28 protein-coding genes and 2 pseudogenes are annotated in these 26,165 nt (G+C 69.3%); 11 read left to right on the forward strand and 19 right to left on the reverse strand.

Annotated features, from left to right (window positions below; translation table 11 throughout):
• The first annotated feature begins 28 nt into the window (after positions 1 to 28).
• Positions 29 to 451, forward strand: a complete 423-nt coding sequence (cutA, locus tag FCI23_RS62360) for a divalent cation tolerance protein CutA (RefSeq protein ID WP_322973842.1) — start codon at positions 29 to 31, stop codon at positions 449 to 451.
• 619 nt (positions 452 to 1,070) lie between these two features.
• Here cutA and FCI23_RS63060 read toward each other — a convergent pair.
• Together FCI23_RS63060 and FCI23_RS63740 are read right to left on the reverse strand one after the other, a co-directional pair.
• Positions 1,071 to 1,340 carry a hypothetical protein gene (locus tag FCI23_RS63060; RefSeq protein WP_211265344.1) on the reverse strand — a complete coding sequence of 90 codons (270 nt, stop codon included), beginning with the start codon at positions 1,338 to 1,340 and terminating at the stop codon, positions 1,071 to 1,073.
• Between the two features lie 250 nt (positions 1,341 to 1,590).
• Positions 1,591 to 1,950 (reverse strand): ATP-binding cassette domain-containing protein, encoded by a 360-nt coding sequence (locus tag FCI23_RS63740; RefSeq protein WP_136724587.1) that lies wholly within the window; start codon positions 1,948 to 1,950, stop codon positions 1,591 to 1,593.
• Between FCI23_RS63740 and chvE the strand changes: the two genes are divergently transcribed.
• Positions 1,892 to 3,001 (forward strand): multiple monosaccharide ABC transporter substrate-binding protein, encoded by a 1,110-nt coding sequence (chvE, locus tag FCI23_RS16135; protein WP_136724588.1) that lies wholly within the window; start codon positions 1,892 to 1,894, stop codon positions 2,999 to 3,001. The two genes, FCI23_RS63740 and chvE, sit on opposite strands and share 59 nt — an antisense overlap.
• Before the next feature lie 275 nt (positions 3,002 to 3,276).
• On the opposite strand, the gene FCI23_RS16145 is transcribed toward chvE, so the two are convergent.
• From FCI23_RS16145 to FCI23_RS16195, 12 genes and pseudogenes are all read right to left on the reverse strand, one after another.
• Positions 3,277 to 5,175: a hypothetical protein gene (locus tag FCI23_RS16145; protein WP_136724589.1), complete on the reverse strand. Its 1,899-nt coding sequence runs from the start codon at positions 5,173 to 5,175 to the stop codon at positions 3,277 to 3,279.
• 186 nt (positions 5,176 to 5,361) lie between these two features.
• Positions 5,362 to 6,390, reverse strand: coding sequence for an ABC transporter permease (locus FCI23_RS16150; RefSeq protein ID WP_136724590.1), 1,029 nt, complete (start codon positions 6,388 to 6,390; stop codon positions 5,362 to 5,364).
• Positions 6,387 to 7,358: an ABC transporter permease gene (locus FCI23_RS16155; protein ID WP_136724591.1), complete on the reverse strand. Its 972-nt coding sequence runs from the start codon at positions 7,356 to 7,358 to the stop codon at positions 6,387 to 6,389. The genes FCI23_RS16150 and FCI23_RS16155 overlap by 4 nt, the downstream gene beginning before the upstream one ends.
• Positions 7,355 to 8,785, reverse strand: a complete 1,431-nt coding sequence (locus FCI23_RS16160) for a sugar ABC transporter ATP-binding protein (RefSeq protein ID WP_136724592.1) — start codon at positions 8,783 to 8,785, stop codon at positions 7,355 to 7,357. Before FCI23_RS16160 ends, FCI23_RS16155 begins: the two co-directional genes overlap by 4 nt.
• 46 nt (positions 8,786 to 8,831) lie before the next feature.
• Positions 8,832 to 9,044 (reverse strand): annotated as a pseudogene (locus tag FCI23_RS63745) (ATP-binding cassette domain-containing protein); the annotation flags it as partial.
• Positions 9,045 to 9,113: 69 nt separating this feature from the next.
• Positions 9,114 to 10,397 (reverse strand): substrate-binding domain-containing protein, encoded by a 1,284-nt coding sequence (locus FCI23_RS16170; RefSeq protein WP_169316813.1) that lies wholly within the window; start codon positions 10,395 to 10,397, stop codon positions 9,114 to 9,116.
• A gap of 430 nt (positions 10,398 to 10,827) precedes the next feature.
• Entirely contained in the window at positions 10,828 to 11,301 is a 474-nt protein-coding gene (locus tag FCI23_RS16175; RefSeq protein ID WP_136724594.1) for a nuclear transport factor 2 family protein, read from the reverse strand.
• A 75-nt stretch (positions 11,302 to 11,376) separates the two neighbouring features.
• Positions 11,377 to 11,544 (reverse strand): hypothetical protein, encoded by a 168-nt coding sequence (locus FCI23_RS56400; protein WP_169316814.1) that lies wholly within the window; start codon positions 11,542 to 11,544, stop codon positions 11,377 to 11,379.
• A 68-nt stretch (positions 11,545 to 11,612) separates the two neighbouring features.
• Positions 11,613 to 12,479: an ABC transporter permease gene (locus FCI23_RS16180; RefSeq protein ID WP_136724595.1), complete on the reverse strand. Its 867-nt coding sequence runs from the start codon at positions 12,477 to 12,479 to the stop codon at positions 11,613 to 11,615.
• The gene (locus FCI23_RS16185; RefSeq protein ID WP_136724596.1) at positions 12,476 to 13,288 is read right to left on the reverse strand and encodes an ABC transporter permease; all 813 of its coding nucleotides are present in this window, start codon (positions 13,286 to 13,288) and stop codon (positions 12,476 to 12,478) included. Before FCI23_RS16185 ends, FCI23_RS16180 begins: the two co-directional genes overlap by 4 nt.
• Positions 13,285 to 14,136 (reverse strand): ABC transporter ATP-binding protein, encoded by an 852-nt coding sequence (locus FCI23_RS16190; RefSeq protein WP_136724597.1) that lies wholly within the window; start codon positions 14,134 to 14,136, stop codon positions 13,285 to 13,287. Before FCI23_RS16190 ends, FCI23_RS16185 begins: the two co-directional genes overlap by 4 nt.
• A gap of 56 nt (positions 14,137 to 14,192) precedes the next feature.
• Positions 14,193 to 15,284 (reverse strand): ABC transporter substrate-binding protein, encoded by a 1,092-nt coding sequence (locus FCI23_RS16195; RefSeq protein ID WP_136724598.1) that lies wholly within the window; start codon positions 15,282 to 15,284, stop codon positions 14,193 to 14,195.
• 439 nt (positions 15,285 to 15,723) lie between these two features.
• On the opposite strand from FCI23_RS16195, the pseudogene FCI23_RS16205 reads away from it, so the two are divergent.
• Positions 15,724 to 15,879 (forward strand): annotated as a pseudogene (locus FCI23_RS16205) (histidine phosphatase family protein); the annotation flags it as partial.
• 10 nt (positions 15,880 to 15,889) lie between these two features.
• Here FCI23_RS16205 and FCI23_RS16210 read toward each other — a convergent pair.
• The gene (locus FCI23_RS16210) at positions 15,890 to 16,435 is read right to left on the reverse strand and encodes a GNAT family N-acetyltransferase (protein WP_169316815.1); all 546 of its coding nucleotides are present in this window, start codon (positions 16,433 to 16,435) and stop codon (positions 15,890 to 15,892) included.
• 291 nt (positions 16,436 to 16,726) lie between these two features.
• Positions 16,727 to 17,041, reverse strand: a complete 315-nt coding sequence (locus tag FCI23_RS16215; RefSeq protein ID WP_136724600.1) for an antibiotic biosynthesis monooxygenase family protein — start codon at positions 17,039 to 17,041, stop codon at positions 16,727 to 16,729.
• 87 nt (positions 17,042 to 17,128) lie between these two features.
• Here FCI23_RS16215 and FCI23_RS16220 point away from each other — a divergent pair, with 87 nt between their 5' ends.
• Positions 17,129 to 18,082: a threonine/serine dehydratase gene (locus FCI23_RS16220; protein ID WP_136724601.1), complete on the forward strand. Its 954-nt coding sequence runs from the start codon at positions 17,129 to 17,131 to the stop codon at positions 18,080 to 18,082.
• A 6-nt stretch (positions 18,083 to 18,088) separates the two neighbouring features.
• On the opposite strand, the gene FCI23_RS16225 is transcribed toward FCI23_RS16220, so the two are convergent.
• Positions 18,089 to 18,310, reverse strand: coding sequence for a hypothetical protein (locus tag FCI23_RS16225; RefSeq protein WP_136724602.1), 222 nt, complete (start codon positions 18,308 to 18,310; stop codon positions 18,089 to 18,091).
• A 257-nt stretch (positions 18,311 to 18,567) separates the two neighbouring features.
• Positions 18,568 to 18,960 carry a BlaI/MecI/CopY family transcriptional regulator gene (locus FCI23_RS16230; RefSeq protein ID WP_136724603.1) on the reverse strand — a complete coding sequence of 131 codons (393 nt, stop codon included), beginning with the start codon at positions 18,958 to 18,960 and terminating at the stop codon, positions 18,568 to 18,570.
• 138 nt (positions 18,961 to 19,098) lie between these two features.
• On the opposite strand from FCI23_RS16230, the gene FCI23_RS16235 reads away from it, so the two are divergent.
• From FCI23_RS16235 to FCI23_RS16265, 7 genes are all read left to right on the forward strand, one after another.
• Complete coding sequence (locus tag FCI23_RS16235; protein ID WP_136724604.1) at positions 19,099 to 19,974, forward strand: 1-aminocyclopropane-1-carboxylate deaminase/D-cysteine desulfhydrase; 876 nt, start codon at positions 19,099 to 19,101, stop codon at positions 19,972 to 19,974.
• Positions 19,975 to 19,983: 9 nt separating this feature from the next.
• Complete coding sequence (locus FCI23_RS16240; RefSeq protein WP_136724605.1) at positions 19,984 to 20,493, forward strand: GNAT family N-acetyltransferase; 510 nt, start codon at positions 19,984 to 19,986, stop codon at positions 20,491 to 20,493.
• A gap of 168 nt (positions 20,494 to 20,661) precedes the next feature.
• On the forward strand, positions 20,662 to 21,075 hold the full coding sequence (locus tag FCI23_RS16245; RefSeq protein ID WP_136724606.1) for an ATP-binding protein: 414 nt from the start codon (positions 20,662 to 20,664) through the stop codon (positions 21,073 to 21,075).
• A 170-nt stretch (positions 21,076 to 21,245) separates the two neighbouring features.
• A complete protein-coding gene (locus FCI23_RS16250; RefSeq protein ID WP_136724704.1) occupies positions 21,246 to 22,112 on the forward strand; it encodes an RNA polymerase sigma factor SigF in 867 nt (288 codons plus the stop codon).
• A 172-nt stretch (positions 22,113 to 22,284) separates the two neighbouring features.
• Positions 22,285 to 22,719 carry a hypothetical protein gene (locus tag FCI23_RS16255; RefSeq protein ID WP_136724607.1) on the forward strand — a complete coding sequence of 145 codons (435 nt, stop codon included), beginning with the start codon at positions 22,285 to 22,287 and terminating at the stop codon, positions 22,717 to 22,719.
• A gap of 79 nt (positions 22,720 to 22,798) precedes the next feature.
• Entirely contained in the window at positions 22,799 to 23,767 is a 969-nt protein-coding gene (locus FCI23_RS16260) for a diacylglycerol/lipid kinase family protein (protein WP_136724608.1), read from the forward strand.
• Between the two features lie 316 nt (positions 23,768 to 24,083).
• Positions 24,084 to 24,341: a WhiB family transcriptional regulator gene (locus tag FCI23_RS16265; protein WP_018563321.1), complete on the forward strand. Its 258-nt coding sequence runs from the start codon at positions 24,084 to 24,086 to the stop codon at positions 24,339 to 24,341.
• A 164-nt stretch (positions 24,342 to 24,505) separates the two neighbouring features.
• Here the strand turns inward: FCI23_RS16265 and FCI23_RS16270 are convergent, their stop codons facing one another.
• Complete coding sequence (locus tag FCI23_RS16270; RefSeq protein ID WP_136724609.1) at positions 24,506 to 25,954, reverse strand: sensor histidine kinase; 1,449 nt, start codon at positions 25,952 to 25,954, stop codon at positions 24,506 to 24,508.
• Positions 25,955 to 26,165: the final 211 nt, after the last annotated feature.

A 26,165-nucleotide genomic window follows, 5' to 3' on the forward strand; every position in this document is an offset into this window, starting at 1 on the left:
GTTTGCGTTGGGCCGCTCGCGCCACCGCATGGGGCAGCCAAAGGGACCTCAGACCCGAGAGGTGTTCCCTGCTTTTGTCCGCGCGACGCCACCTTCCAACGTCCGGGCCAACTACGCTCACGCCCTGGCTGACTTCATCCAGGTGTCCACGACCGCCGACAGTCGGGAGGCCGCCGCTGCACTCGCCCGCTCCGCAGTGAAGGCCCGGCTTGCTGCCTCAGCTCAAGTGCTCGGCCCGGTGGCGTCCGTGTTCTGGCACGAGGGTCAGTACGGGGAGGGTGAGGAGTACATCGCCGCATTGAGGACGATGGCGGACAATAGGCGGCGAGCCAGGACAGATACAGCGCCTTGTCACGGGCCTGGGCGTCGTCGAAACCCGCAAGCACCTGCTCCAGCACGGGCACCGCGCGCAGAGGCTTGTGCAGCACGACCCAGCCGCGGCCGGTCATAATCTGCACCTCGGCGTGGTCCACCCAGGCTGCCCAGTCGGGGCCCGGCGCTGTGCCGACGTCCCGGACGGTCTCTTCGGCGTGGGCCAGGGCGCTGCTCGGCGTTGGTGTTGTCGCCCGCGGTCGCGTAGGCCCAGGCCATGCGTTCGTGCAGCAAGGTGCGGACATTGGCCGGCACCAGCTGGTCCCGCACGACGTCGCATGAAGCTTCCGCGAAGCCCACACCGCTCTGTCCAAGTGAGGTCTGCTGGTAGGAGAGGAGCGCGTAGGCGTTGCCGGTCAGCGCAGCATCATCGGCCTGCTCGGCGGCCTTGAGGCTCTCCGTGTACAGGTGCCGCGCCTGGTCGTGTATTGCCGGCGTCGAAGGCGGCCCAGCCCGCCGTTATCTAGACCTGCCAAGGCTTTTGGCAGGTCAGGGCATTGTGCAGCTGGTAGGCACGTAAGCCACGGTCCTGCTGAGTCCAGTGGAGAGCTCGTGCAGTCGACGCCGTCGCCTTCGATTCAGAACGCTGTCCGCAGGATTCGCCCCTGCGCCGGGGCGACCCTCGCCATCGTTGCCGACTGGCAGCCTTCGGCGTGCCTGGGATCACCACAACATCGAGGTCGGTGCCCCGCCGCCGATCATCGGCGGCGGAGGGAGGCAGTTCGAGGATCCGCGCCCCGGTCCACATCCTCGAACAGTGCCGCCGCCCGCCCGGCGGTGTCCCTGGCCCAGCGCCCGGTGCTGAGCAGCCCCAGGACCAGGATGCCGCCGCCGAGCCCGAGCACCAGCCACCACACGCCGTTCTCTGCGCTGGTGTTGGGCGTCGGCGTCCCCTTCGAGGAGACCGTGGCCCGCGCACGCGAACTCGTCGCTGCGGCCATCGCGACGGAGGGCTCATTCAGGATCACCTGCCTCGGCGGCATCCTGGTCTGCCGACCGTAGACCGTAACCGGGAGTCGGTCCGGCCTCGGGGCAAGACTCGGCGCAGGATTCCACCACCACGCCCTTGCCACCCGGCGAGCAAGTCATTTTCCAGGCAGGCCCGAAAACGCAGGCCCACCCAGGAAAAGCTAAGCTCATCTGAGACGCTAAAACGGCTGGTCGCCTCCGACGGGGGCGGCTTCCTGTTCACCTGCCCTCCGGAGCCGTGCGCGCAGTTCAACTGCCGTACTGGTGAACCGACTCGGCGTCCGGCGGCAGGTGCCCGCTGATGATCCGCAGGAGCGCACTCCTTCGGATCCCGTTCTGTCCGACCACGCCGATCAGGGTCCCGGCCGGTACGTCAAGTGAAACGCCCCGCAAAATCTCGCGCTTCCTCCATCGACATGTCACCGAGGCATCCGCTAGCCTCACGCAATCTGCGGCATAGCCCGCAACTCCGTACGTGTCTGTCAGACCAGGGCAACTCCGCTTCGGCCCTGGCACGGTCCCTAGTGGACCCCGAAAGGATTTGACCCTGATGCGCCATGCCAGAGCCGCCCAGTTGCGGGTCACCACGGCAGTAACCACTGTTCTCATCCTTGCTGCCGCCACCGCCTGCGGTGGCGGCGGGACCAGCAGCAGCAGCGCCCACGGTGGCAAGGGTTCCACTGTCGGCATCGCCATGCCGACCAAGACCTCACTCCGGTGGATCGTCGATGGCCAGGCCATGGTCAAGCAGTTCGGAGCCAAGGGATATAAGACGGATCTGCGTTACGCCAACAACGACATCGACACCCAGGTGTCCCAGATCCACAAAATGATCGCCCAAGGCGACAAGCTCTTGATCATTTCAGCGATCGACGGCGAGGCACTGGGCGAGGTCCTGCTGGAGGCCAGGGACGCCGGGGTCAAGGTCATCGCCTACGACCGCTTGATTCTGGCGAGCAATGACGTGAGTTACTACGCGAGTTTCGACAATTTCAAGGTCGGCCAGCTCCAGGCCGAGTACATCGTCGACAAGCTCGGCCTCAAAAACGGGAAGGGCCCATTCAACATCGAGCTGTTCGCCGGCTCCCCCGACGACAACAACACCCAGTACTTCTACAACGGCTCCATGAGCATCCTCCAGAAGTACATCGACAAGAAGCAGCTGGTGATCGGGAGCGGCCAGAAGCGCATCACGCAGGTCAACACCCTGCGCTGGGACCCCGGCATCGCCCAGGCCCGCATGAAGGATATTCTCGCCACCTCCTACGGCTCCCAGCACGTCGATGCTGTGCTCTCTCCCTACGACGGCATCACCCGGGGTATCATCGCCGCTCTCAAAGCGGACGGTTATGGCACCCCGGCCAAGCCGCTTCCGGTCATCACCGGCCAGGACGCCGAGGCCGCCTCGGTCAAATTGATCCTCTCCGGCGAGCAGTCCGAAACCGTCTACAAGGACAACCGCAAGCTCGCCCGCGTCGCGGTGCAGATGGGCGACGCCATCCTCACCGGCGGCAAGCCGGAGATCAACGACACCAAGCAGTACGACAACGGGAACAAGATCGTACCCGCCTATCTGCTGCCGCCGGTCAGCGTCGACAAGACCAACTACAAGCGGGAACTCATCGACACCGGCTACCTCACACCCGCCGACTTGAAGTAGCCCCGTCGCGGTCGAGCAGAACGGGCGGCCGGCCGGGTCCGCGACGCGTTGGCGGGCAAGCGAAAGCAAGTACCCGCACGTCGCGAACCCGGTCCCGGTGGCCGACGCCCCTGCCGTTCGCGGCTGCGGGCTGGGTGGAGGTCCCGGGTGCCCTCAGCCCCGTCCGGTGCGAGCCTGGCCAGGACTACGACGTGTATGTGGAGCCCAATGTCCGGGTCCGGCACGACGTCCGCTGACCGGGCGTGCGGGGCCGCCCCGGTCGAGCCCCGCCAGGGCTACGCGACCGTGATCACGATCGCGCCGCTGTAGCTGCTCCCGGCCTTGATGGCCGTCGCGGTGCCGTCGACCGTCATGGACACGGTGCGGCCGTGAGCGCCGGTGACGGCGGCGTCCGCGGCGAGGACCAGCTTGGTCAGGTAGGACGTCCCGGTCACCGTCCAGCGGGAACCGCTGTCCAGCTCGACGATCACACCGTTGTTGACCGCCGCCGAAGGGGTGTTGGTGACCTCGCCGAGCTGCCGCCACTGCGCCGAGGTGATGGTGGTGACGGCGTGCTTGGACGTGCTGGCCGAGATGACGCCCTCGATCCGGCTGCGGGTGAAGGTCAGCGCCAGGTTCAGCCCGCCCCGCATGGCGTTGTAGAAGTCGCCCTGGAGGCGGATGTCGGTGAAGGCGGCCGTGGCGTCGCCGCTGTGGACCTCGGTGACGTCGAAGCCGGAGTCCCTGGCGGGGTCGCCCGTGGGCTCGGTGTAGACGCCGGCGTTCAGCAGCACCCCGTCGACCATCACCGGTCCCGGGTCGTCGTTCTCGATCACCTGCATGATGATTCCGTTGCCGGGGTTCAGCCGGGCGCCCCCGGAGCCGTCGACAGTGATCGCGACCTGCTGGCCCTTGTCCAGGAAGGTGGACTCCCGGGAGTTGAGGATCGTCCCGCCGCTCACGTCCACCGAGCCGGCGCCGTGCCACATGACGCCGAAGCGACGGGAGTTGACGACCGTGGCCCGCACCGGGATGTCCGCGAGCTCGCGGGCGCTGAGGCCGAGCCCGAGGTCGGTGTTGAGCTTCGCGACGGCGGCACGGGTGCTGTCGGCGTAGTGCACCGCGCCGCCCCGGTTGATGGTCGCGTACGTGGCCACGTCGAACCGGCAGCCGAGGAAGTTCTCCGTCGCGTTGCCGATGGCGTACGAGCCGTACCCGCTGTCACCGCTGTTGGCGACAAGGCAGTTGACGGCCGAGAGGGTGCAGTGTGAACCGTTGTCGGTGGAGAGGGCGCCCCATCCCTCGGAGGTGATGGAGGAGTTGATGTAGGACGCCTTGCTCTTGGTGCCCAGCAGGTTCGTGGCGCGCACATTGCCCGAGATGCTCAGCATCCAGGGCGCGTCCTCCATGTAGGTGGTGTTGACGGTGCTCCGGTAGTCGGACGGCAGCACGCCGTTCTTGACCTCGATCGTGGAGTTCTTGACGATGACGTTGCTGCCGCCGTCGGCGATCACGGCGGTACGGACCGCGCCCTGGTTGGAGATCGTGGCACCGTCCACAACCAGCGTGGTGCTCGTGCCGGTGCCCACGACGGCCGCGCCATAGCCCACGAAGTCGCAGCGCCCGTTGCCCTCGAAGGCGATCCTGGGGCTCTGCAGGGTGTAGGAGCCGCCCCCCACGTAGACGCCGTTGAACGCCTCCCCGTTCGAGGAGAGCCGGATGTCCCGCGCGAAGGCGTCGGTGAGCCGGCCCCCGAGGACGCCGGCCAGGACGGAGTTCGCCTTCACCACGCCGGTGGCGTCCACGTACAGGGCCTGGCGGAAAGGGAAGCTGAGGCCGCCGAAGGCCACCGGGTGGGCCACGGCCACCGTCAGGCAGATGTCGCCCCGGTAGGTGCCGGGAGCGATCTGCGTCGAAGCCGCTCCCGTCGCCGTCAGGAGCTGCCCGGTCTCGACCCCGTTGACCGTCAGCGTCAGGCTGTACCCGTCCGGGGCCGAGATGGTGCCGCCGGAGGCGATGGTGAGCCGGTCCAGCCTGGTGGTCCTGGAGACCACCAGGGTTTCGCCGGCCGCCACCGAGATCTCTCCGCCCGTGGCGGCGCCGGTGCTGGCACTGGCAGTGACCGGGTTGAGCAGCAGGGCCCCCGCGGTGGCGGAGCCCGCGACGAGGACCGAGCGTCGAGATATCTGCGTCATTGCATGTCTCCCTGAGGGTCGTGCACTGTGGGTTCTTCTTTTCCGGGCGCCGTGTGACGGGTTTGCGGCACGTCAGCGCGCCGCCTTTGCTCCCTGGGAATCCCCGGCTTCGGCCGGGAGAGAAAGGCGTCCTCGGTCCCGAAGACGCGAAGCGTTCTAGTAAGTCACGGCATCTCCGAATGGACGTCAGATACGGTCGCGCAGCCTCCGCTCGCGGCCGTAGAGTCCGACCACCGCGAGGATCAGCCCACCGGTGATCATCTGCTGGTCGGCGGAGGACAGCTGCGCGGCGCTCAGCAGCAGCGCGACCACGGACAGGACGAGTGCGCCGAGCACGGTGCGCCAGTAGTCGCCGCGCCCGCCGAACATCGTGCCGCCGACGATCACCGCCGCCAGGGACTGGAACAGGTACGGATCGCCGACGGTGACGTCGCCCGACCCCGAGTACCCGGCCAGCAGGATGCCGACGCAGACGGCCAGCACCGCGCTGGCGACGTACGCGCAGATCCAGGTCCTGCTCACCCGGACCAGGGCGAGCTTCGCGGCCCGCTGGTTCACCCCGGTCAGGTAGAGGCTGCGCCCGGCGCGGGTACGGGTGAGCACCAGTTGGATCGCCAGGGCGACCACGGCCCAGATCAGCACCACCGGCGGAATCGCCAGGCCGAACGTGCTGCCGTTGGCGGCGGTCAGACCGCCGAGCCAGGGCGGCGCGACCCCGGTGGCGGAGCCGTTGATCCACTTGAGGACGAGCCCGGAGACCAGGGCGCTGACGCCAAGCGTCACAATCAGCGGCTCCACCTTGAACCGGAAGGAGATCAGCCCGTTGGCCAGGCCGCCCACCACACCGACCGCCAGCGCCACCGCCGCCGCCGCCCCGGTGGACCAGTGGTAGGTGCCGCACAGCTCGGCGATGATGACGTCCCCGGCCGAGATGAACGCCGCGATGGAGAAGTCGATCCCGCCCACGAGCACGACGATCGTCTGGCCCGCCCCGGCCAGGCCGAGCAGGGAGCCATTGATGAGGATCGCGTACAGCACCCGGTGCGAGCCGAAGCCGACGATGGTGGCCAGGCCGTAGCCGTACAGCGCGACCAGGGCGAGGATCTGCAGCAACGGGAACCGGCGCTGCCACTCGGCCAGGGCGGCCAGCGGCGGGACCCGGCCCGGGGCGGCGTCGTCCGTTACCGCGGCGTCGGTCGGTGCGGTGACGGTCATGCGACCCTCCGGCGGGTGTCGGTGAGTACGGCTCCGACGACCACGGCGAAGACCAGCATCGCCCCGTAGATCGCGGTGGACCACAGCGTGGACACATGCACCTCGTTGAGCAGATTGTCGATCAGGTAGATGCTGCCCGCGCCGAGCAGCGAGCCGAGCAGTGAACCCCGTCCGCCGGACAGGGCCGTGCCGCCCAGCGCCACCGAGGCGATGGCGAGCAGCGTGTACTGCGTGGCCATGCTGGCCGAGCCCTCGTTGATCAGCGACATCAGTGCGATCCCCGCGATCGCGGCGAACAGTCCGCCGAGCGCGTAGGCGGCGATCCGCACCATGGGCACGTTCACCCCGGCGGAGAAGGCCGTCGCGTCGTCACCGCCCACGGCGTACAGGGCCTTGATGAAGGGCGTACGGGCGAGCAGCAGCCAGATCAGCAGAGGCGCGCCGATGGTCAGCACCGCGCCGGGGACCGGACCGAACGAACCGGCCAGGTCCTTGGTCCAGCCGGTGCTGCCGGCGGGTACCGAGTCGCCCTGCAGCTGGGTGGCCAGTCCGCTGATGATGATGTTGGCGCACAGGGTGGCGACGACCGGCTGGAAGCGCAGCACGGCCACCATGAAGCCGTTGACCGCGCCGATCGCGGTGCCGATCGCCAGACAGATCGGGATGACGACCATGGGCGAGCTGAGGCCATGGGGCAGCAGATCAGCCACGATCACGATGTTGACCAGCGTCAGCGCGGGGCCGATCGAGATGTCGATACCGCCGCCTCCGGACAGGATCGCCGGTGTGCTGGCCATCGCCGCGACCGCGAGCGGGGCGAATGAGGCGAGCACCGTGGCCCAGTTGGAGAAGGCCGCGAAGGCGGGCTGGACGGCGACGTCGACCAGGAACAGGGTCAGGGTGAGCAGTCCGGCGAACGCGTAGGGGCGCTTGCCGAGGAAGCCCCGGAAGGCGGTGAGGGTGGTCATGAGGCACCATCCGCGGAAGCAGCGGCAGAAGCGGCGGCAGCGGCAGCCGAGGCCGGGTCGGGGACGGGGACGGGGACGGGCTTGTCGGCGGCGACCGTCCGTCCGAAGAAGGCGGCGACAAGCGACTGCCGGGTCAGCTCCGCACGGGGCAAGGTCGCGGACAGCGACCCCTCGCGGAAGACAAGGACTCTGTCCATCAGTTCGATGTGCTCGTCGACTTCGGTGGAGAGCATGACGACGGCCACGCCGCGACGGGTCAGATCGTCCAGCAGCGCGTAGATGTCCCGCTTGGCACCGATGTCCACGCCGCGGGTCGGGTCGTTCAGCAGCAGCACCCGGGGGTCGCGGGCCAGCCAGCGGGCGATCACGACCTTCTGCTGGTTACCGCCCGACAGAGAGGTGATCGGGTCCGACTCCCGCCCCATCCGGATCTTCAGCCGGGCCCGGTACGGGGCGAAGCGGGCCAGCGCCGACCTGCGGGAGATCAGCCCCAGGCGGCCGTCCTGACGGAGCGTCGCGGCGGCGAAGTTCTCCCGGATGGACATGGTCCCGAACAAAGCCTCGGCCCGCCGGTCGCGCGGCACATAGCCGATGCCCGCAGCGGCGGCCCGCTGCTCGGAACGGATCTCGGTCTCGACGCCGGTGCCGACGCCGACGCCGGCACCGGCACCGGCACCGGCAGCGGCAGCGGCAGCGGCAGCGGCAGCGTCCTGCGTCCGCAGGACCGATCCTTCGCCAGGCGGCCCTTCCCACAGGGCCTTGATGAAAGCGTCCTGTCCATGGCCTTCCAGCCCGGCCAGCCCGACCACCTCGCCGGCCCGCAGTTCAAAGTCGACCGGCTCTGCCTCCGGCACCAGGCGCAGGCCCCGCACGCGCAGCAGCACCGGGGCGTCGGCGTCCGGGGCGGCACGGTGCGCGGGACCGTCCGCCGTGGCGCCCGTCAGGTGCTCCGCTCCCGTCATGAGCCGTACGAGTTCGGCGGTGGTGGCCTCCTTGGCCTCCAGCGTGGCGACCGACTCGCCGGAGCGCAGGACGGACACCCGGTCGGCTATCGCGTCGACCTCGTCCATCCGGTGCGAGACGAAAAGCACGGAGATGCCGGTGGCCTTGCGCCGGGCCACGGCCGCGAACAGCCGGTCGCGGGTGGCCACGTCCAGTGCGCTGGTGGCCTCGTCCAGGATCAGCACCTTCGGCTCGCGCACCAGCGCGCGTGCGATGCCGCACGCCTGGCGGTCGCTGAGCGACAGGTGCTCGACCGGGGTGTCCAGATCGGGCACCCGCTCCAGCAGTTCGGACAGTACGGCGGTGGCCTTCGCCCGCTTCTCGCTCCCGGAGACCCTGCGCCTGAACACCCCGTCCGCGCCGAGCCAGACGTTCTCCAGCACCGAGCGCGGGCCCACCACCAAGACCTCCTGGTAGACGGCCATCCACCCCGGCACTGATCGCCGCCACCGGAGCGGTGAAGCGGACCGCGGCGCCGCCGACCAGGAAGCCACCGGAGTCCGGTGCGTGGATCCCGGTGAGGATCTTGACAAGAGTGCTCTTGCCGGAACCGTTCTCGCCCATCAGGGCGTGCACCTCCCCGGCCGGCAGCCGGAGCGAGCAGGACCGCAGCGCCCTCGTCGCTCCGAACGACTTGGCAAGGCCGCTGACTTCCAGCGCTACCTGGCTCCGCTCGTTCAACACACCACTCCTTTGTGCTCGGCCGGGCCGTACGTCACGTCGGCCGGTTCGTGCGGCTGGTCCCTGTCCGGCCTAGTTCGTGGAGTTGAAGAAGCCGTCGATGTAACTGCTGGTCGCGAAGGACTGGTTGACGTCGCCCTCGGTGACCGTGGCGGCATTGCCGACCGCGAAGCCGGACTTGTAGAAGCTGGAGAGGTTGCTGTTGGTCACCAGCGGCGGATCGATGACGATGTCGGAGACCTTGACGCCGCTTCCGGCGAGCATGTGGTGCGCGACCTGGGCCACGGCGTTGGCCAGTCCGTCACCCGGGTTGAACAGGCCGACGCCCTGGTAGCTGCTCTGGTGGGCGTTCCAGTACGCCACGCCTCCCACGGTCAGGCCGTTGTCGGCGATCGTCGGCACGGTCTGGCTCGACTTCTGGAAGGCCGAGATGACGCCGGTGGTCATCGGGCCGCCCTCCAGGACACCGCCGATGGTCTTCGTCGGGTTGGCCGCCAGGTAGTGCTGGACGTTGGTCTGCGCGGTGGTGGGCGAGAAGTCCGTGTAGATCGAGTCGTCGAGTTTGATGTTCGGGCACAGGGCCAGCGCGGCCTTGGCACCGGTGAAGGTGTCGGTGTCGATCGGGACACCCTTGATGCCGTGCACACCAAGAATGGAGCCCTTGCCGCTCAGCGCCTTCGCGACCGCCGCGGCCTGTGCCTCACCCGCGGCGAAGGAGTTCGGCACGACGTTGACCGTATTCGCGTCCACGACGTTGTTCAGCATCGAGATCGAGGGAATACCGGCGGCCGCGGCTTTGTCGACCACCGAGTCGAAGCCCGAGGCCAGCGGCTGATAGATGATCAGGTCGACCTTGTCGGTGATCAGCTGATTGAACTGGGCTATCTGATTGGTGACCTCATTGGTGGAGACCAGGTCGATGACCTTGTAGCCGTCTGCCTTCAGGTATTTCTGCAGCGAGGTGTTGATCAGCGTCTGGTACGGATTGCTCAGCTGCGACTCGGAGATGCCGATGGTGAAGCCGGACTTCTTCGTCGGCTTCCAGTCCGCCCATTTACTCTTCTGGACGGTGCCGGAGTAGCCGCTGTAGGCGGCCTCGTACTTCGCGCCCAGGGCCCTGACCAGGCCGGTGGCGTCCTTGAAGGGCTCAGTCGGCACTGTCCCACAGGAACCGGCGGACCCCGTCGCCGACGATCCGGCGGCGGCGGCGGAGGAGGAGGAGGTGCTGTCGGATGCGGAACTGCTGCACCCCGCCGCCGCGAGCGCGAGGACGGTCGCGGCACAGACAGCGCCGGTCAGACGTGCCGTGCGATGCGGGGCGGCCGTGGCCGTGGCCGTGTCCGGTCTTCCGGCCATCGTAAAGACTCTCCTTTGAGTCTGGCGCATCCTCAGCACAATGAGCCTGAAGCAGATATACGCGGAATTACGGTGGGGATTGGCCCCGATATTAGGGACCCGGAGAAGCGGCCGGAAGCCCATTTCAGTGATGCCTGCCATCCGCCGCGGGTAACGCACTGGGTTCCTGGTGAATGCCGTAATGCCGGTGAGGGGTTTCAACGGATCTCCCGCCGTCGCAGCGCCTTGCGCCTGGATGCCAGGCAGCGTAGGAAGCACCGGTCACGTGGGACAAGGTTCGGTGTCATCGCAGCTCTGCATGGGTGGTATCCCGCTCCGGGCGATGGTGCGCCGTCCACCACCGCGCCACCGTCGGCGGTCCGCACAGAATCAGCCAGAAATCAGCGAGGGGCCCCTCCGCTCAGGCGGAGGGGCCCCTCGCACAGCACAGTCACGGCTGACGCGGGTGGCCGAGGTGCTCCGTCTCTCCGCCGAAGGGCAGGAACGTGCGTCGGGTGGCGAGGAGCCAACTGCCCCCGACCTTGCGGAACGTGTCCTCGTAGTGCCCCACGTTCGTGGGCAGCCGGGGCGGCAGCATGCCGTCCGTATAGCCGTCGACTCGATACGTCGCGAAGTAGGAGGTCGCGGTGGCCGCCGACGCGGAGTTCACGGTGACCAGGACGTTCGTGCTCATGCGGCGCGACAGCCGGTCCTTGGGCCGGGAGCCGAAGTAGCCGCGCAGCGCGTCACGCCCCTGCACGCGGCGGCTGTCGTCGGGCCATTCCCATATCCCGTCGGGGGTGAACAGTTCCGCCACTGTGCTGGGGTCCCCCAGATCGAGCCGGCGAACGAACTCAAGGATCAGACGCTCGCAGGCCCGCTCAGCGAGCAGGCGTTCCATGGGATCAAGGGCTTCGGCAACCATCTCCAATTCCTACCAGTCCCGCAGGCGCCCCCACGAGCGCTTTTCCCGCCTGACAGGATGGGGTGGGGCGGGCGCTCAGTCCTTGTCGCGGGTGTTGCCGTTCTCGTCCGGGTAGTCGCGCCACGAGCGCCTTCGGAGGGCGGGGATGACGATCCGTCCGGCCGCGTCATACACCTCGGCGGCCGGGCGGGCGGAGGGCTCGGTCCCGACGTGGACATCCCGCCGCCCGCCACTTCCACCCACCCCTCGAGAGGGAGTGCCGTGACGGGCACCACGAGCGCCGGTCCCACCCGGAGATCGACGCCCACCGGTCAGCCGTTCGGGCGGGAGGCGGGGGCGAAGCGGGCGAGGGCCAGGGTCTCCACGGCGAGGATGACGTTGTAGCAGAGCGCGGATACGGCGGTGAGTACGGCCACCGAGGCCCATAGGTGGTCGTAGTCGAAGGTCGAGGAGTCCTTCAGCATGGCGTAGCCAAGGCCCTGGCCGGTCGAGAGCCACTCGGCGAGCATCGCGCCGATCAGTGCTCCGGGCACCCCGACCCGCGCGCTGGCGAAGAACGCGGGCACCGCGCTGGGCAGCATCACCTTGCGGGCCACCATCCAGTCCCCGCCGCCGTACGCGCGGCACAGGTCGGCCGCCTGCCGGGAAGCGGATCTGAGGCCGAAGGACATGGTGACCAGGGCAGGGAAGAAGACGATCAGGCCGCTGATGACGGTGGTGGCCAGCAGGCCGCGGCCGAACACGAGGGTGATCAGCGGTGTCATCGCCACCAGCGGCACGGACCGTATGACGACCGCCATGGGCAGCAGGGCCTGCTCCACACTGCGGGCCAGTACGAAGACCAGCGATACGGCCACGGCCGCCACGAGTCCCGCGGCGAAGCCCACGCCCGCGTCGAGCAGGGTGCGGCCGAGGCCCGAGGCGACGAGGCTGCGGTGGTCACCGGCTTGGGCGCCCTCGAAGAGGTAGCGCCATACGTCGGCCGGGGACTTGGCCACCAGCGGGTCGAGGTTGTAGACCTGCAGGAAGATGATCCACAGCACGATTACGGCGGCCATCGTGGTGACCAGGTTGCCCAGCGGGCGCAGCAGGCGCCCCGCCCCCCGTAGCACCCGCCCACCGCTCGCGCCCGCGGCGGCGGGGTCGGCGGCCGGGTCGGTCGCGGTGATGGCGCTCATGAGCCGCCGCCTTCCACTGTTGTGCCGCGCGACCAGGGCAGGGCGAAGCGGGCGACGAGGCCGACCGCGCCGTACCCGACGCCTGCCACCGCGCCCGCCACCAGGGCGATGCCCCAGGTGCGGGACACGTCGAGCTGCTGCTGGCTGATGGTCATGGCGATGCCTAGTCCGCTGTCCACCCGGCCGAGGTACTCGCCGATGATGGCGCCCAGCAGGGCGGCGGGTGCCGCGATCTTGAGCGCCGCTAGCGTGCTCGGCAGCGCGGCGACGATCTGCACCCGGCGCATCTGCTGCCACCGCCCGCCGCCGTAGGCGCGCACCAGGTCGAGCGAGGCCTGATCGGCCGACCGCAGCCCCAGCAGGGCGCCGACCAGCGTGGTGAAGAAGACCGAGAGGCCCGCCATCGCCACCATCGGCTTGTCCCCGTCCAGGACCAGCGACAGGATCGGGCCGATCGCGACCATCGGCAGGCAGTAGGAGGCGACGGCGAGCTGGGTGAGCAGCCGCTCCAGGGCGGGGACCAGTAGCACCAGCACCGCGCACGCCAGCGCGAGCCCGTTGCCGATGAGGTAGCCGGACACGGCCTCGCCGGTGGTCTGGCTGATGTGCGGGCCGTAGAAGGTCCAGCCGTCGTCGAAGATCCCGCTCACCGCCGCCCAGGGGGTGGGGACGCCGTCGGCCGTGCTGAGGACCGTGGTCGCCAGTACGGACCAGGCCGCGATCAGGACGACGATGCCGGCCGCTCCCCCGGCCCACGCGGTGGGCAGCCGCAGTCCCCGCCCGGGTCCGGCGGCCGACTCCGTACTCACGAGGCCTCCGTTCCGGGGCGCCCGAAAAGCAGCTCGGAGAGCTGGTCGGCGTAGGCGTGGAACTCCGGGGAGCGGAGCATCTTCGGTGTGCGCGGCCGTGGGAGGTCGATGGGCACGGTCTCCACGATCCGGCCGGGCCTGGGCGACATGACGGCGACGGTGTCGCTCAGCAGCACCGCTTCGGTGATGGAGTGGGTGACCAGCAGGGTCGTCACCGCCCGGGCCTGCCAGATGCGCTGGAGTTCGAGGTTGAGCCGCTGCCGGGTCATGTCGTCGAGGGCGCCGAACGGCTCGTCGAGCAGCAGCACCTTCGGGTCGACGACGAGCGAGCGGGCGATGGCGACGCGCTGCCGCATGCCGCCGGAGAGCTGGGCGGGGCGGGCTTTCTCGAAGCCCTCGAGGCCGACCAGCTTGATGAGGTCGGTGATCACCGACGCGTCCGCCGAGATGCCGCTGATCTCCAGCGGCAGCCGGATGTTGGAGGTGACCGAACGCCAGGGCAGCAGCGCGCTGTCCTGGAAGGCGATGCCGAGGTGGTGGCGCCGCCGGGCGACCTCCGGACCCTCGCCGTGCACCAGCGCGGTGCCCGAGGTGGGCGTGTCGAGGCCGGCGAGGATCCTGAGGACGGTGGACTTGCCGCAGCCGGACGGTCCCAGCAGCGTGAGGAACTGCCCCTCCCTGGTGTCGAGATCGACGCCGTCGAGCGCGGTCACCCGGCGCCGCCCGAGCCGGAATTCCTTGCTCAGCCCGCGCAGGGACAGCCCGGTTCCGGTCTCCGGCGGCGTGGCCTCCGTCGGATCGGTCCCGTCAGGTGTGTCCCTGGCTGCGTCCTCTGCTGCGGTGCTCATCAAGTGCTGACCTCTGTTGGGGTGTCCGGGCGGCGGCGGTCGGGAGGCGCGGGGCCTCAGATGAGGCTGGGGTCCTCCTTGTAGACCTCTGCGAGGAGCGAGAAGTCGAAGAGCTTCTCCGCGGTGATGTCGAGGCCGCCGTACTTCAGGGTCTGGATGTTCTCGTCGATCAGCTTCTGTGTGACCGTGAACAGGCCGTTCTTCTTGGTGTCCGCGGTAAGGATCAGGGCGTTCTGGTCCTTCGACTCCAGGGTCTGCTCCTGGGTCGTGAGACCGAGCCCCTTGCCGTAGGTCTCGGCGGCGAGCTTCGCGCCGAGCGCCGGGTCGGCGATGCTCGCCTTCCAGCCCTTGATCTCCGCGCGTAGGAACGCCTTGAGCAGCTCCCGCTCCTTGTCGATGGTGTCCTGCCGCACCAGGTACGTCTCGGACACCAGCGGATATCCGGCGTCGGCGAGCAGGAACGTCGTGACCTTGAACCCCTTCAGCTCCAGCACGTTCGGCTCGTTGGTGATGAAGGAGAACCATCCGTCGACCGTGCCCTGGGTCAGCGGCAGCGGGTCGAACTGCACCGGCACCTTGGTGATCTTCGACGCGTCGAGCTTCGCGGCCTTGATGAACGCCGCCCAGATCGACTCGTTGGCGGCCTGGACGCCGATCTTCTTGCCGTACATGTCCTCCGGCTTGGTGATCGGGGTCTTCGCCATCGACATGATGCAGAACGGGTTCTTCTGGTACTGAGCACCGATGATCTTCAGCGGTGCCCCCTTGGCGATGGCGGCACCGGTGATGTCCGGCGCGCTGATCCCTACGAGCGCCTTCTTGGTGACGACATCGGTCTCCATCGGAGTGGCGGAGGGACCGCCGCCGATCAGCGTGCCCTTGGAGAAGCCCTCGGCCTTGTAGTAGCCCTTGCTGTCCGCGATGTAGCTCCCGGCGAACTCCACATTCTTGATCCAGGACAGACGCAGCGTCAGCTCACCGAAGCTCTTCGACCCCGAGGAGGCGGTGGACGACGAAGAGGAGCTGGAACCGGATCCGCAGGCGGCGAGCAGCGGGCCGCCGAGCGCGACGGCACCGCCGAGCTGCAGTCCGCGCAGCAGGAACCCTCTGCGGTCAGTGACTGCGAAATCTCTGTCCTTGCTGGTCATGGCGCAGGTCCCTTCCCTGTGCCGGATGTACCCGGCGCGTGCCAGGACATTAGAAACGGGGTGTTGCCACCGGGGTGTCCCACTGTTAGGTGCGGGTTTCCGATTTGCCGGGTGGAAGAGGACGCAGGTACGACTACCTGCACCGGAAGTAACGAATGGGCAATCCATGGCTGCCCGGCGGTATGCAGCGGCACACGGAGACCTGGCAGGTCCTTGCGTCGTATACGTCAGTACGCCAGCCGAGCCGGGCGGCGCGGGCCTGGAGGTAGCGGCGTTCGGGGATGCTCATCGTCCGGCGGGAGGCCGTGAGGTAGGCGGCGCGGGCCGCTCCGTGCTCCCCCGCCGTTTCCAGCAGGTGAGCGCGGACCGCGTCCAAGCGGTGGTGCCCGGCCAGCCTGCCGTCGGCGTCCAGTGTCCCGGGCAGTTCCAGCCCGGCGCGCGGTGGCGCTGGATCGGCCTCAACCAGGGCAACGCCGCCCTCACCGTCATCCGCTACGCGCCGGGGCGGCCCCCCGCCGTACTCGTCCACAACGACACCCGGCACCTGCCCGCCGAACTGCGCTGGACCGGCTTCCCGCCGGAGTACCGCGTCTGAGTCTCACGCCTCACGGCAGGACACTGCGGCTCCACGCCTCGCGCCCGGCCCCGTCGGCCGACGGTCCCAGATGCCCCGTCCTCGTCCACCCCCACGCCCGGCACACGGCCAGCCCCGCAGCGTTCTGCGGATCCAGCACCGCAGTGATCAGCTCCGCCCCGTCGAGCCGCGCGAGCAGCTGCTCCATCATCCGTTGCCCGACACCCACCCGCCGGTGCGGCGGCAGCACCATCAGCTCCGCCACGACGAACACCTGCCCCGACGCCGTCAGCTCCTCGACCCCCTCCGGGAGCTGCCCCTGGAACCCTTCCCAGAGCCCGCCGTCCCGGTCCGCCGGAAATCCATAGGCGCAGCCCGCGAGTTCGGCCTCGCTCGCGATCACCATCGCGAACCCGGTGCGCTGCACATCGTCCGCGAACCGGGCCAGAAAGTCCTGCCGGTCGTGGAATTCCTCTCCCCGGGCCCCGTGGTACGCCTCGACATACAGATCCGCGATCGCTTCCCGCTGCTGCTCCGCCTGCCACCTGCTCAGACGTCGCAGGAAAACCTCTGTCACACATGCCTCCCGACCGTGCCCCCACTGCGACCCGCAGATATCCACATCGTGTCAGCACCGGACGGATCCGGAAACACGGCAGAGCTGCTCACACCAACCGCAAGTTTCCGTCAAGGGCCGCTCAGGTCTTCCGTCTTCGCGCCCGGGGATCCGGTGGGTACAGGTCGCCGTCGCTTTATGGCACCACGCAAGCGGTGGCGCACCCGATCAGGCATCTGCGCCCGCGGCACCACTCGCGAGACACTTCGGCTACTCGCCTCGCTGCTGCCCGGTGCGGCGGAGTCCGCCTGATCAGACGGGACGGTCCCCGACCCGGTAGATGTGCTCCACACGGGGCGGGCTCGCGAAGTACGGGCCGACGAGTTCGCGCCAGCGGGCGAAGTCGACCGAGCCGCGGAAGGTCACGGTGTGGTGTTCGAGGGTCTGCCACTCGACGATGAGGCGGTAGCGGGTGGGGTATTCGACGCTGCGGCACAGTTGGACGCCATGGCAGCCGGCGGCGCCGAGGAAGAGCGGCTGGGCTTCGGCCACGCCGGCCTCGAACTTCTCCTCGGTGCCGGGAAGGACGTCGATCTCGGCGATTTCCCATACGGGCTGGTCGGTCATGCGGCGTCCATTCGGTCGTGCGGGCCGGTCCCGGCGATCGTACGGGTGCGGTCGACGAAGCGTGTCGCGGGAGGCAGACTCAGCTCAATGACCCCTCTCACGCACGCCGACGTCAAAGCCGCCGCCGACCGCATCGCCGGCCACATCCGCCCTGTCACCGTCGTGGCGGCCGACCCGGGGTCGTTCGGCGCCGCCGAGGTCTGGCTGGCCTGCGAGTTCATGCAGCACACGGGCAGCTTCAAAGCGCGGGGAGCCCTGAATTTCATCGCCGCGCACATCGATGCGGACGCCATGCCCGCCGCGGGAGTGGTCATCGCCAGCGGGGGCAATGCCGGGCTGGCGTGTGCCTGGGCGGCGCGGCGGCAGGGGGTGGCGGCGACGGTGTTCGTGCCGACGACCGCGCCGGCGGTCAAGGTGGCCGGACTGCGGGCGCTGGGGGCGGATGTGCGGCAGATGGGGAGGGAGTACGCGGAGGCGCTGGCGGCGTCGCGGAAGTACGCGGCGCAGACGGGGGCGCTGGAGTCTCATGCGTACGACCATCCGCTGATCGCCGCAGGGGCGGGGACGCTGCTGACGGAGATCTGTGAAGCAGTGCCCGGCCTGGAGACGGTGGTCGTGGCGGCCGGGGGAGGCGGGCTCTTCGCCGGATTCGTGGCGGCGGCCGAGCAGAGGGGGGTGCGGGTGGTGGCTGTGGAGCCGGAGGGGAGCCGGGCGCTGAACGCGGCTCTGGAGGCGGGCGAGGTCGTGGACGTCACGGTGGATTCGGTGGCCGCCGACTCGCTCGGCGCGCGCAGGGCCTCGCAGACGGCGTTGCTGCTGGCCCAGCGCGGGGATGTGCGGTCGGTGCTGGTCACGGACGAGGCGATCGTGGCCGCGCGCCGGGAGCTGTGGGACGGACGCCGGGTGGCCGTCGAGCATGCGGCGGGCGCCGCGCTGGCGGCGCTGCGGTCGGGGGCGTACGTGCCGGCGCCCGGGGAGCGGGCGGCGGTGGTGCTGTGCGGGGCGAACACCGACCCGTCGGACCTGGTGCAGGGCCCCTGAGGGGCCCTACGGCACCTCGCGCAGGTAGAGGGCGCCGCAGGTATGGCAGAAGGGCTCGCGGGTCCGTCCCCAGTCGTCCGCCGGCAGGACGGCGGACTTGGGGTCGAGTTCGCGGCCGCACATGGCGGTGGTTCCCATCTCGCGCACCATGTGCCAGCGGGTGACGCGGGCGTCCGGCTGACCGGGCGACTCGTCGGGGTCGTATTCGGCTCGTACTTCGTGCAACACGGCGGCGCACCTCCCGTCCCTCACCATGCGCCCGGCGGTGGCTGCGCGCCACCTCAGGGCAGCCATGCGGGCGGGTTGGGCCCAGAGGTCTCCCGGGCCACCCCGGGGGACCGGGCGCTACGCGGTCGGTCAGCCGGTGACGGCCGCGGTGACCGCGAGGGTACGGACGGCGGGCCCGGGGGGCGAGCCGGCGGCCGACGCCGGGGCTGACCGCCGCCGGCAGCAGCGAGAGGAGGAGCGGGAGGTAGACCGCGTCCTCACCGGCCGCCCCCCTCGTGGGCCGTCAGGAAGGCGCGCAGCGCCTTCTCCTCCGGCTCGCTGAGGCCGGACACGAACTGCTGGAGCGCGGCGATGGGGTCCGGGCCCCGGTCGAGCGCCTGGTGCATCACCTCGGCGGTGAGTTCGGCGGCGTTCTTGGTCGGCCGGTAGGTGCCGCGCCGGCCATCGGCGTCGCGGAGCACCATGCCCTTGTCGTAGAGGCGCTTGAGGATGGTGTGCACGGTGTTGTAGGCGAGTCCGCCGCCCAGTTCCGCCTGGATATCGGCGGGGGTCAGGGCATGCTCGGTCGCCCACAGCGTGGCGAGGATCTCGCTCTCCAGCTCGCCAGAGCTGCGGCGCGCTGCCTTGCCACTCGCGTCTGTTCCTCCCATGGCAGCACCTTACAACGCGTAGGGTGCGGTCCCCCGGCGTCGCCGGTGCGAACTGCCGCCCGCAGGGGCCGCACGGGACTCGCCCAGAGGGGCGACACGCCCGGGCGCGGCGTCTGCGGCAACAATAGGGAGGTGCCCATGCGTCCGCCCCCGTTGCTGCCGTCGCCGCTGACCGAGCTGGACGACGAGCGGCTGGGCCGGCACGGTGTGACACTGCTGCTCAAGCGGGACGATCTCATCCACCCCGATCTGCCCGGCAACAAGTACCGCAAGCTCCACCTGAACCTCCGGGCCGCCGCCGACGCCGGCTACGACACCCTGCTGACCTTCGGCGGCGCGTACTCCAACCACCTGCGGGCCACCGCCGCGGCGGGCCGCCTGCTCGGCCTCGCCACGATCGGCGTCGTACGGGGCGACGAACTCGCCGCCCGGCCGCTGAACGACTCGCTCACCCGCGCCGCCGACGACGGCATGCGGCTGCACTTCGTCGACCGCTCCACCTACCGCCGCAAGACCGACCCCGAGGTGCTGGACGCTTTGCTGGAGCGCTTCGGCTACGCCTATGTCCTCCCGGAGGGCGGCAGCAACGCCCTCGCCGCGCAAGGCTGCGCCGAACTCGGCCGTGAGCTGCGCGGCAGGGCCGAGGTCGTCACCGTCGCCTGCGGCACCGGCGGCACCCTGGCCGGCCTCACCGCCGGTCTGGGACCGGAGCAGCGCGCGATCGGCTTCCCGGTGCTCAAGGGGGGTCGATTCCTGGAGGACGGGATACAGCAGCTCCAGGAGGAGGCCTTCGGCGGCCGGCGGGGCGACTGGCGGCTCGACGACCGTTTCCACCACGGCGGCTACGCCCGCAGCACCCCGGAGCTGGAGGACTTCTGCGAGGACTTCACCGCCCGCCACGGCCTCGTACCCGACCGCGTATATGTGGCGAAAATGCTCCATGGTGTCTTCACCCTCGCCGACGAGGGCATATTCCCGCCCGGCACGCGCATAGCCGCCGTCGTCAGCGGATAGCCTGGGCCCATGATCCGAGCCGCGATCCCCGCCGATATCCCGGAGATCCACGCGATGGTCCGCGAACTCGCGGAGTACGAGCGCGCGCTGGCGGACGCGCGGGCGACCCAGCAGCAGCTGGCCGACGCGCTCTTCGGCGAGCACCCGGCCGCCTTCGCGCTCATAGCGCAGGACGACGTCGCGGGCTCCGTGGTCGGCTTCGCCCTGTGGTTCCGGAACTTCTCCACCTGGACCGGCACCCATGGCGTGTATCTGGAGGACCTCTATGTGCGCCCCCAGGCGCGCGGTGGCGGCCATGGCAGGGCGCTGCTCGCGGAGCTGGCCGCGATCTGTGTCGAGCGCGGCTACGAGCGCTTCGAATGGTCGGTGCTTGACTGGAACACCCCGGCGGTCGGCTTCTACCAGGCGCTCGGCGCCGTCCCCCAGGACGGGTGGACGGTCCAGCGGCTGGCCGGTGAGCCGCTCCGGGCGCTCGCCCAACAGGCCGTTGACAATAAAGCGACATCTCTTTCGAATTGAGATACCGAAACCCTAGCCACCGTCCGTACTCATACACTTACCATGGGTGACGTACGACGTACTCCGTCCGGGCGACATCGGGGTACCGATCGCGATAGCGTCGCTGGCGAACCAGAGAACCAGATCAGTTAAGTAACGAAGTGTGCTTGTGCCACCTTGGAGGTGAGGGTGTCCCAGATCGCAGGCGAGCCCGGGTCAAAGGACTTCGTCGAGGTCCGGCTGCCCGCGGCGGGAGCGTATCTGTCGGTGCTGCGTACAGCCACCGCCGGACTAGCGGCCCGCCTGGACTTCACCCTCGACGAGATCGAAGACCTGCGCATCGCCGTGGACGAGGCGTGCGCCATCCTGCTCCAGCAGGCCGTCCCCGGCTCTGTGCTCAGTTGCGTCTTCCGGCTGGTCGGAGACGCCCTATGGGTGAATGTATCGGCGCCCACCACCGACGGCCGCGCCCCGGAGCGCGACACCTTCGCCTGGACAGTGCTCACCGCGCTGGCCGGCGAGGTGTCCTCCACCGTGGCCGAGGACAAAACCGTCAGCATCAGCCTGCACAAGAAGCGCGGTGCCGGCCCCGGGCAGGCGTGAGGTCCAAAGATGCAGGCAGCCCGCAGGGGTCAGCGTGTCCCGGTCCCGGTACGGGTCGGTGACGGTACAACCGTGGTCGGAAACGGGGGATCGCCATGAGTGACCTGGAGAACAGCGCTCCCGGCGTGGAAAGCCGCGCCGTACCGGTGCAGGCGGTGCCCACCACCGCCATGCCCGAAGTGGATGCGGCGCGGCCCCACCCCGTGTCCCCCAACGACGGAACGGACGCGGCGGAGCAGGCTGATCCCATGGAAGAGCAAGAAGCAGAGCAGCAGCACGACCCGCACAACCGGGCCGGCGCCCGAGCGCTCTTCCTTGAGCTCAGCCGACTCGACGTGGGGTCCCCCGAGCGTGCCGAGCTCCGCAATCAGCTGGTGCGCATGCACCTGCCGCTGGTCGAGCACCTCGCCCGGCGTTTCCGTAACCGTGGTGAGCCGCTCGACGATCTCACCCAGGTCGCCACCATCGGCCTGATCAAATCCGTCGACCGCTTCGACATCGACCGCGGGGTGGAGTTCTCCACATACGCCACCCCCACCATCGTCGGCGAGATCAAGCGGCACTTCCGCGACAAGGGCTGGGCGGTGCGGGTCCCGCGCCGTCTCCAGGAACTCCGGCTCGCCCTCACCACCGCCACGGGCGAACTCTCCCAGCGGCACGGCCGGGCGCCCACCGTCCATGAACTCGCCGAGCACCTCAAGATCTCCGAGGAAGAAGTCCTCGAAGGCCTTGAATCCGCGAACGCCTACAGCACTCTTTCGCTGGACGTCCCGGACACCGACGACGAGTCGCCCGCCGTGGCGGACACGCTGGGCTCCGAGGACGAGGCGCTGGAAGGGGTGGAGTACCGCGAGTCGCTCAAGCCGCTGCTTGAGCAACTGCCGCCGCGCGAGAAGAGGATTTTGTTGCTGCGTTTCTTCGGCAACATGACGCAGTCACAGATCGCCGAAGAGGTGGGCATCTCCCAGATGCATGTCTCGCGGCTGCTGGCCCGCACCCTCGCGCAGCTGCGCGACAAGCTGCTGATCGAGGAGTAGCCCGCCCGCCGGGCATCCGCACCTCCCGTTTCCCCTGCCGCGCCGGCGGCGGCCCCGGCCGCCTAGCGCGGCTGCGGCGTGTCCTGGCACCTCCTGGCACCTCCTGGCACGTCCTGGCCGACTCGGGCCGCCGGGTGGATGCCGGCCGGCACGGCCCGGCTACGCTGCTGGTGTGAGTACAAAGCAGAGTCCAGCCCCCGGGAGCGCCGTGCCGGGACGTCCGGTGCGGTTGACCGCTGCGGCCGTGGTGGCCGCCCTGGAGGGGGCCGCGCTCGCCGCGTGGGGCATCGGCATGGTCGTACTCGGCATCGTCGGGAATCCCGACAGTCCGCAGCAGGCCGAGGCGGGGGGCCTGACCGTCCTCGCGCTCGCCGCGATGCCGCTGGCGGCGGCATACGGGCTCTGGCGAGCCCGCCGCTGGAGCCGGGGCCCGGTTCTGATCATCCAGTTGGTCGCCCTCCCGGTTGCCTGGACCATGATCCAGGCCGGCGGCGGCCTGATCGCGGCCGGCTCCCTGCTGGGGGCTGCCGCCCTGACCGAGCTCGTCCTCCTCGTCCACCCCGCCGCCACCGAGGCGCTCGGCATCGGCCGCCCGGCCGAGGAGTAGCGCCGCCCCCGGAAGCACGCACCGGCAGAGATCCAAGGTGGGTGCTGCCGGGTACCGCCCGCTGGGTACGCTGGCGACCATGCGTGCTCTCCTCGTGGTCAACCCGGCAGCCACCACAACCAGCGCGCGGACCCGCGACGTGCTCACGCGTGCGCTGGCCAGCGATCTGAAGCTGGAGGTGGCCACGACGGGATACCGGGGCCATGCCCGCGATCTGGCGCGGCAGGCCGCAGAGGGCGGGGAGATCGAGCTGGTCGTGGCGCTGGGGGGCGACGGGACCGTGAACGAGGTGGTCAACGGGCTGCTGCACAGCGGCCCGGACCCCGAGGGGTTGCCGGCGCTGGCGGTGGTTCCCGGCGGCTCGACGAACGTATTCGCGCGGGCGCTCGGGCTGCCGAATGACGTGGTGGAGGCGACGGGGGCACTGCTGGACGCGCTGCGCGAGGACTCCTCGCGTACGGTCGGGCTCGGTCTGGTCAGCGGGACGCCCGGCACGGAGGACGAGGGGGTCCCGGAACGGTGGTTCACGTTCTGTGCGGGCCTGGGGTTCGATGCGGGCGTGGTGGGCCGGGTGGAGGCGCAGCGCGAGCACGGCAGGAAGTCGACACACGCGCTCTACATACGCCAGGTGGCGCGCCAGTTCCTCGGCGAGCCGAACCGCCACGGTGGGACGATCACGCTCGAACGTCCGGGTGAGGCCCCGATACGGGGTCTGGCGCTGGCCATAATCTGCAACACCACGCCATGGACGTATCTGGGGAACCGTCCAGTGTACGCGTCCCCGGAGGCATCCTTCGACGCGGCCCTGGACGTGGCCGCCCTGTCGAAACTGTCGACGGCCGCCGCCGCCCGCTACGCAACGCAACTGCTCCGTTCCACTCCTGAACGCGGACCGCACGGGAAGCACGCGGTGGCTCTGCATGACTTGACGGACTTCACCTTGCATTCCCAGGTGCCACTGCCGTTTCAGGTGGACGGAGACCACCTGGGACTGCGGACGAGCGCAACCTTCACAGGTGTACGGCGCGCGCTCCGTGTGATGGTGTAAGCAGAAGGACCTAAAGTCCTTTTAGTCGAACGTTTAGGCTGCCCTGCACCCCATGGAAGTATGGCTGTGATGGAACCGACACCGAGGATTCCAAAAAAACTTTCCTGAAGGGGTTGTATCCGCAGCCCAGGTTTGCGACGCTCTTCTTGGCGATCGGGGCGGCTGCACGATGGGCCGCCTGCCCAGCCCGATTCCTCACAAACACCTGCGGGACCATACCAGGAGACTGGTTGACGTCCCGTGTCTTGTCCGAGGATTCGTGAAAGCGTTCACATTCACAAGCAACTTGCACGCAATACAAGGAGATGGAGCAGCCATGGACTGGCGTCATAACGCCGTTTGCCGCGAGGAAGACCCTGAGCTCTTCTTCCCCATCGGCAACACCGGTCCTGCGCTGCTGCAGATCGAGGAAGCCAAGGCCGTCTGCCGTCGCTGCCCCGTCATGGAGCAGTGTCTGCAGTGGGCACTGGAGACCGGCCAGGACGCCGGCGTATGGGGTGGCCTCAGCGAGGATGAGCGTCGTGCTATGAAGCGCCGCGCCGCCCGCAACCGCGCCCGTAACGCCAGCGCCTGACGCGCAAACTTTCCCCCGAGCCGCAGCGCGCAGCACCTCCGAATCGCGCAGCATCGCAGTAACCCCGGCCGCAGCAGTAGAAAGCGGCCGGGGTTTCTTGCTGTCTGCGCAGAATCCGCGTACAGGGCCCCGCACATGGAGGTACGGGGCCGGGCTTACGGGTCCTACTCTTCCGTCGGGAGTTCCAGGACAACCTTCGTACCCCGCCCGGGGGCGGGCACCATGTCGAAGGTGCCGCCCAACTCGCCCACCACCAGGGTTCGTACGATCTGCAGCCCGAGGTTCCCGGCCGTCTGCGGGTCGAAGCCCCCGGGCAGCCCGCGCCCGTCGTCCTGCACGGTGATGACCAGCGTGTCGCCGGACTTTGCCGAGCTGATCTCGACCGTGCCCTGCTCCCCCGGGCCGAAGCCGTGCTCCATGGCGTTCTGCAGCAGCTCGGTGAGGACCATCGACAGCGGGGTGGCGACCTCGGCGCTGAGGATCCCGAAGCCCCCGTTGCGGCGCGCGATGACCCGGCCCGGCGAGATCTCGGCGACCATCGCGAGCACCCGGTCGGCGATCTCGTCGAACTCGACCCGCTCGTCCAGGTTCATCGAGAGCGTCTCATGGACGATGGCGATCGAGCCGACCCGGCGTACGGCCTCCTCCAGCGCCTCCCGTCCCTTGTCGGAGTCCATCCGGCGGGCCTGGAGCCGCAGCAGCGCGGCAACCGTCTGAAGATTGTTCTTGACCCGGTGGTGGATCTCCCGGATGGTCGCGTCCTTGGTCATCAGCTCCCGCTCACGGCGGCGCAGCTCGGTGACATCCCGGGCCAGCACCAGCGAGCCGACGTGGATGCCCTTGGGACTGAGCGGGATGGTCCGCAGCTGGATGACACCGCCATTGCCCTCGACCTCCGTCTCGCGCGGCGCCCAGCCGCTGGCGACCTTGGCGATCGCCTCGTGCACCGCCCCCTTGGCGGGGGCCAAATCGGCCGTCGTGCGCCCCAGATGGTGGCCGACGAGGTCGGCGGCGAGACCGAGCCGGTGGTACGCGGAGAGTGCGTTCGGACTGGCGTACTGGACGACGCCCTCGGCGTCGAGCCGGATGAGGCCGTCGCCGGCACGCGGCGAGGCGTCCATGTCGACCTGTTCGGTGGGGTACGGGAAGGAGCCGGCGGCGATCATCTGCGCCAGGTCGGACGCGCTCTGCAGGTAGGTGAGTTCCAGCCGGCTCGGGGTACGGACGGTCAGCAGGTTCGTGTTGCGGGCGATGACGCCCAGGATGCGGCCCTCACGCCGTACGGGGATGGACTCGACGCGGACCGGGACCTCCTCGCGCCACTCCGGGTCGCCCTCCCGGACGATCCGGCCCTCGTCGATCGCGGCGTCGAGCAGCGGACGGCGGCCGCGCGGAACCAGATGGCCCACCATGTCGTCCTGGTAGGAGGTGGGACCCGTGTTGGGCCGCATCTGCGCTACGGAGACGTACCGCATGCCGTCCCGGGTCGGTACCCAGAGCACGAGGTCCGCGAAGGAGAGGTCGGAGAGCAGTTGCCACTCCGACACCAGCAGATGCAGCCACTCGAGATCGGACTCGTCGAGTGCGGTGTGCTGGCGTACGAGATCGTTCATGGAGGGCACAGTGGCGAGCGTACCCATACATCCAGAAAGCGCACCCATCCGGTCCCCACACCAGGCCTGAACACTCTATGATCTGACTGATGAAAAAACTTCCATCCTCCCCGCACAGGAGGGTGGAGCGAGGCCCGGCGCTCTCTGCCCTGACTGCGCCCAGGCCTCACGGTCGGTCCTACAGGGCCGTGGGGCACCGCACACCCCGCGC

It is taken from the genome of Actinacidiphila oryziradicis, assembly GCF_005047355.1.
Lineage (GTDB): Bacteria > Actinomycetota > Actinomycetes > Streptomycetales > Streptomycetaceae > Actinacidiphila > Actinacidiphila oryziradicis.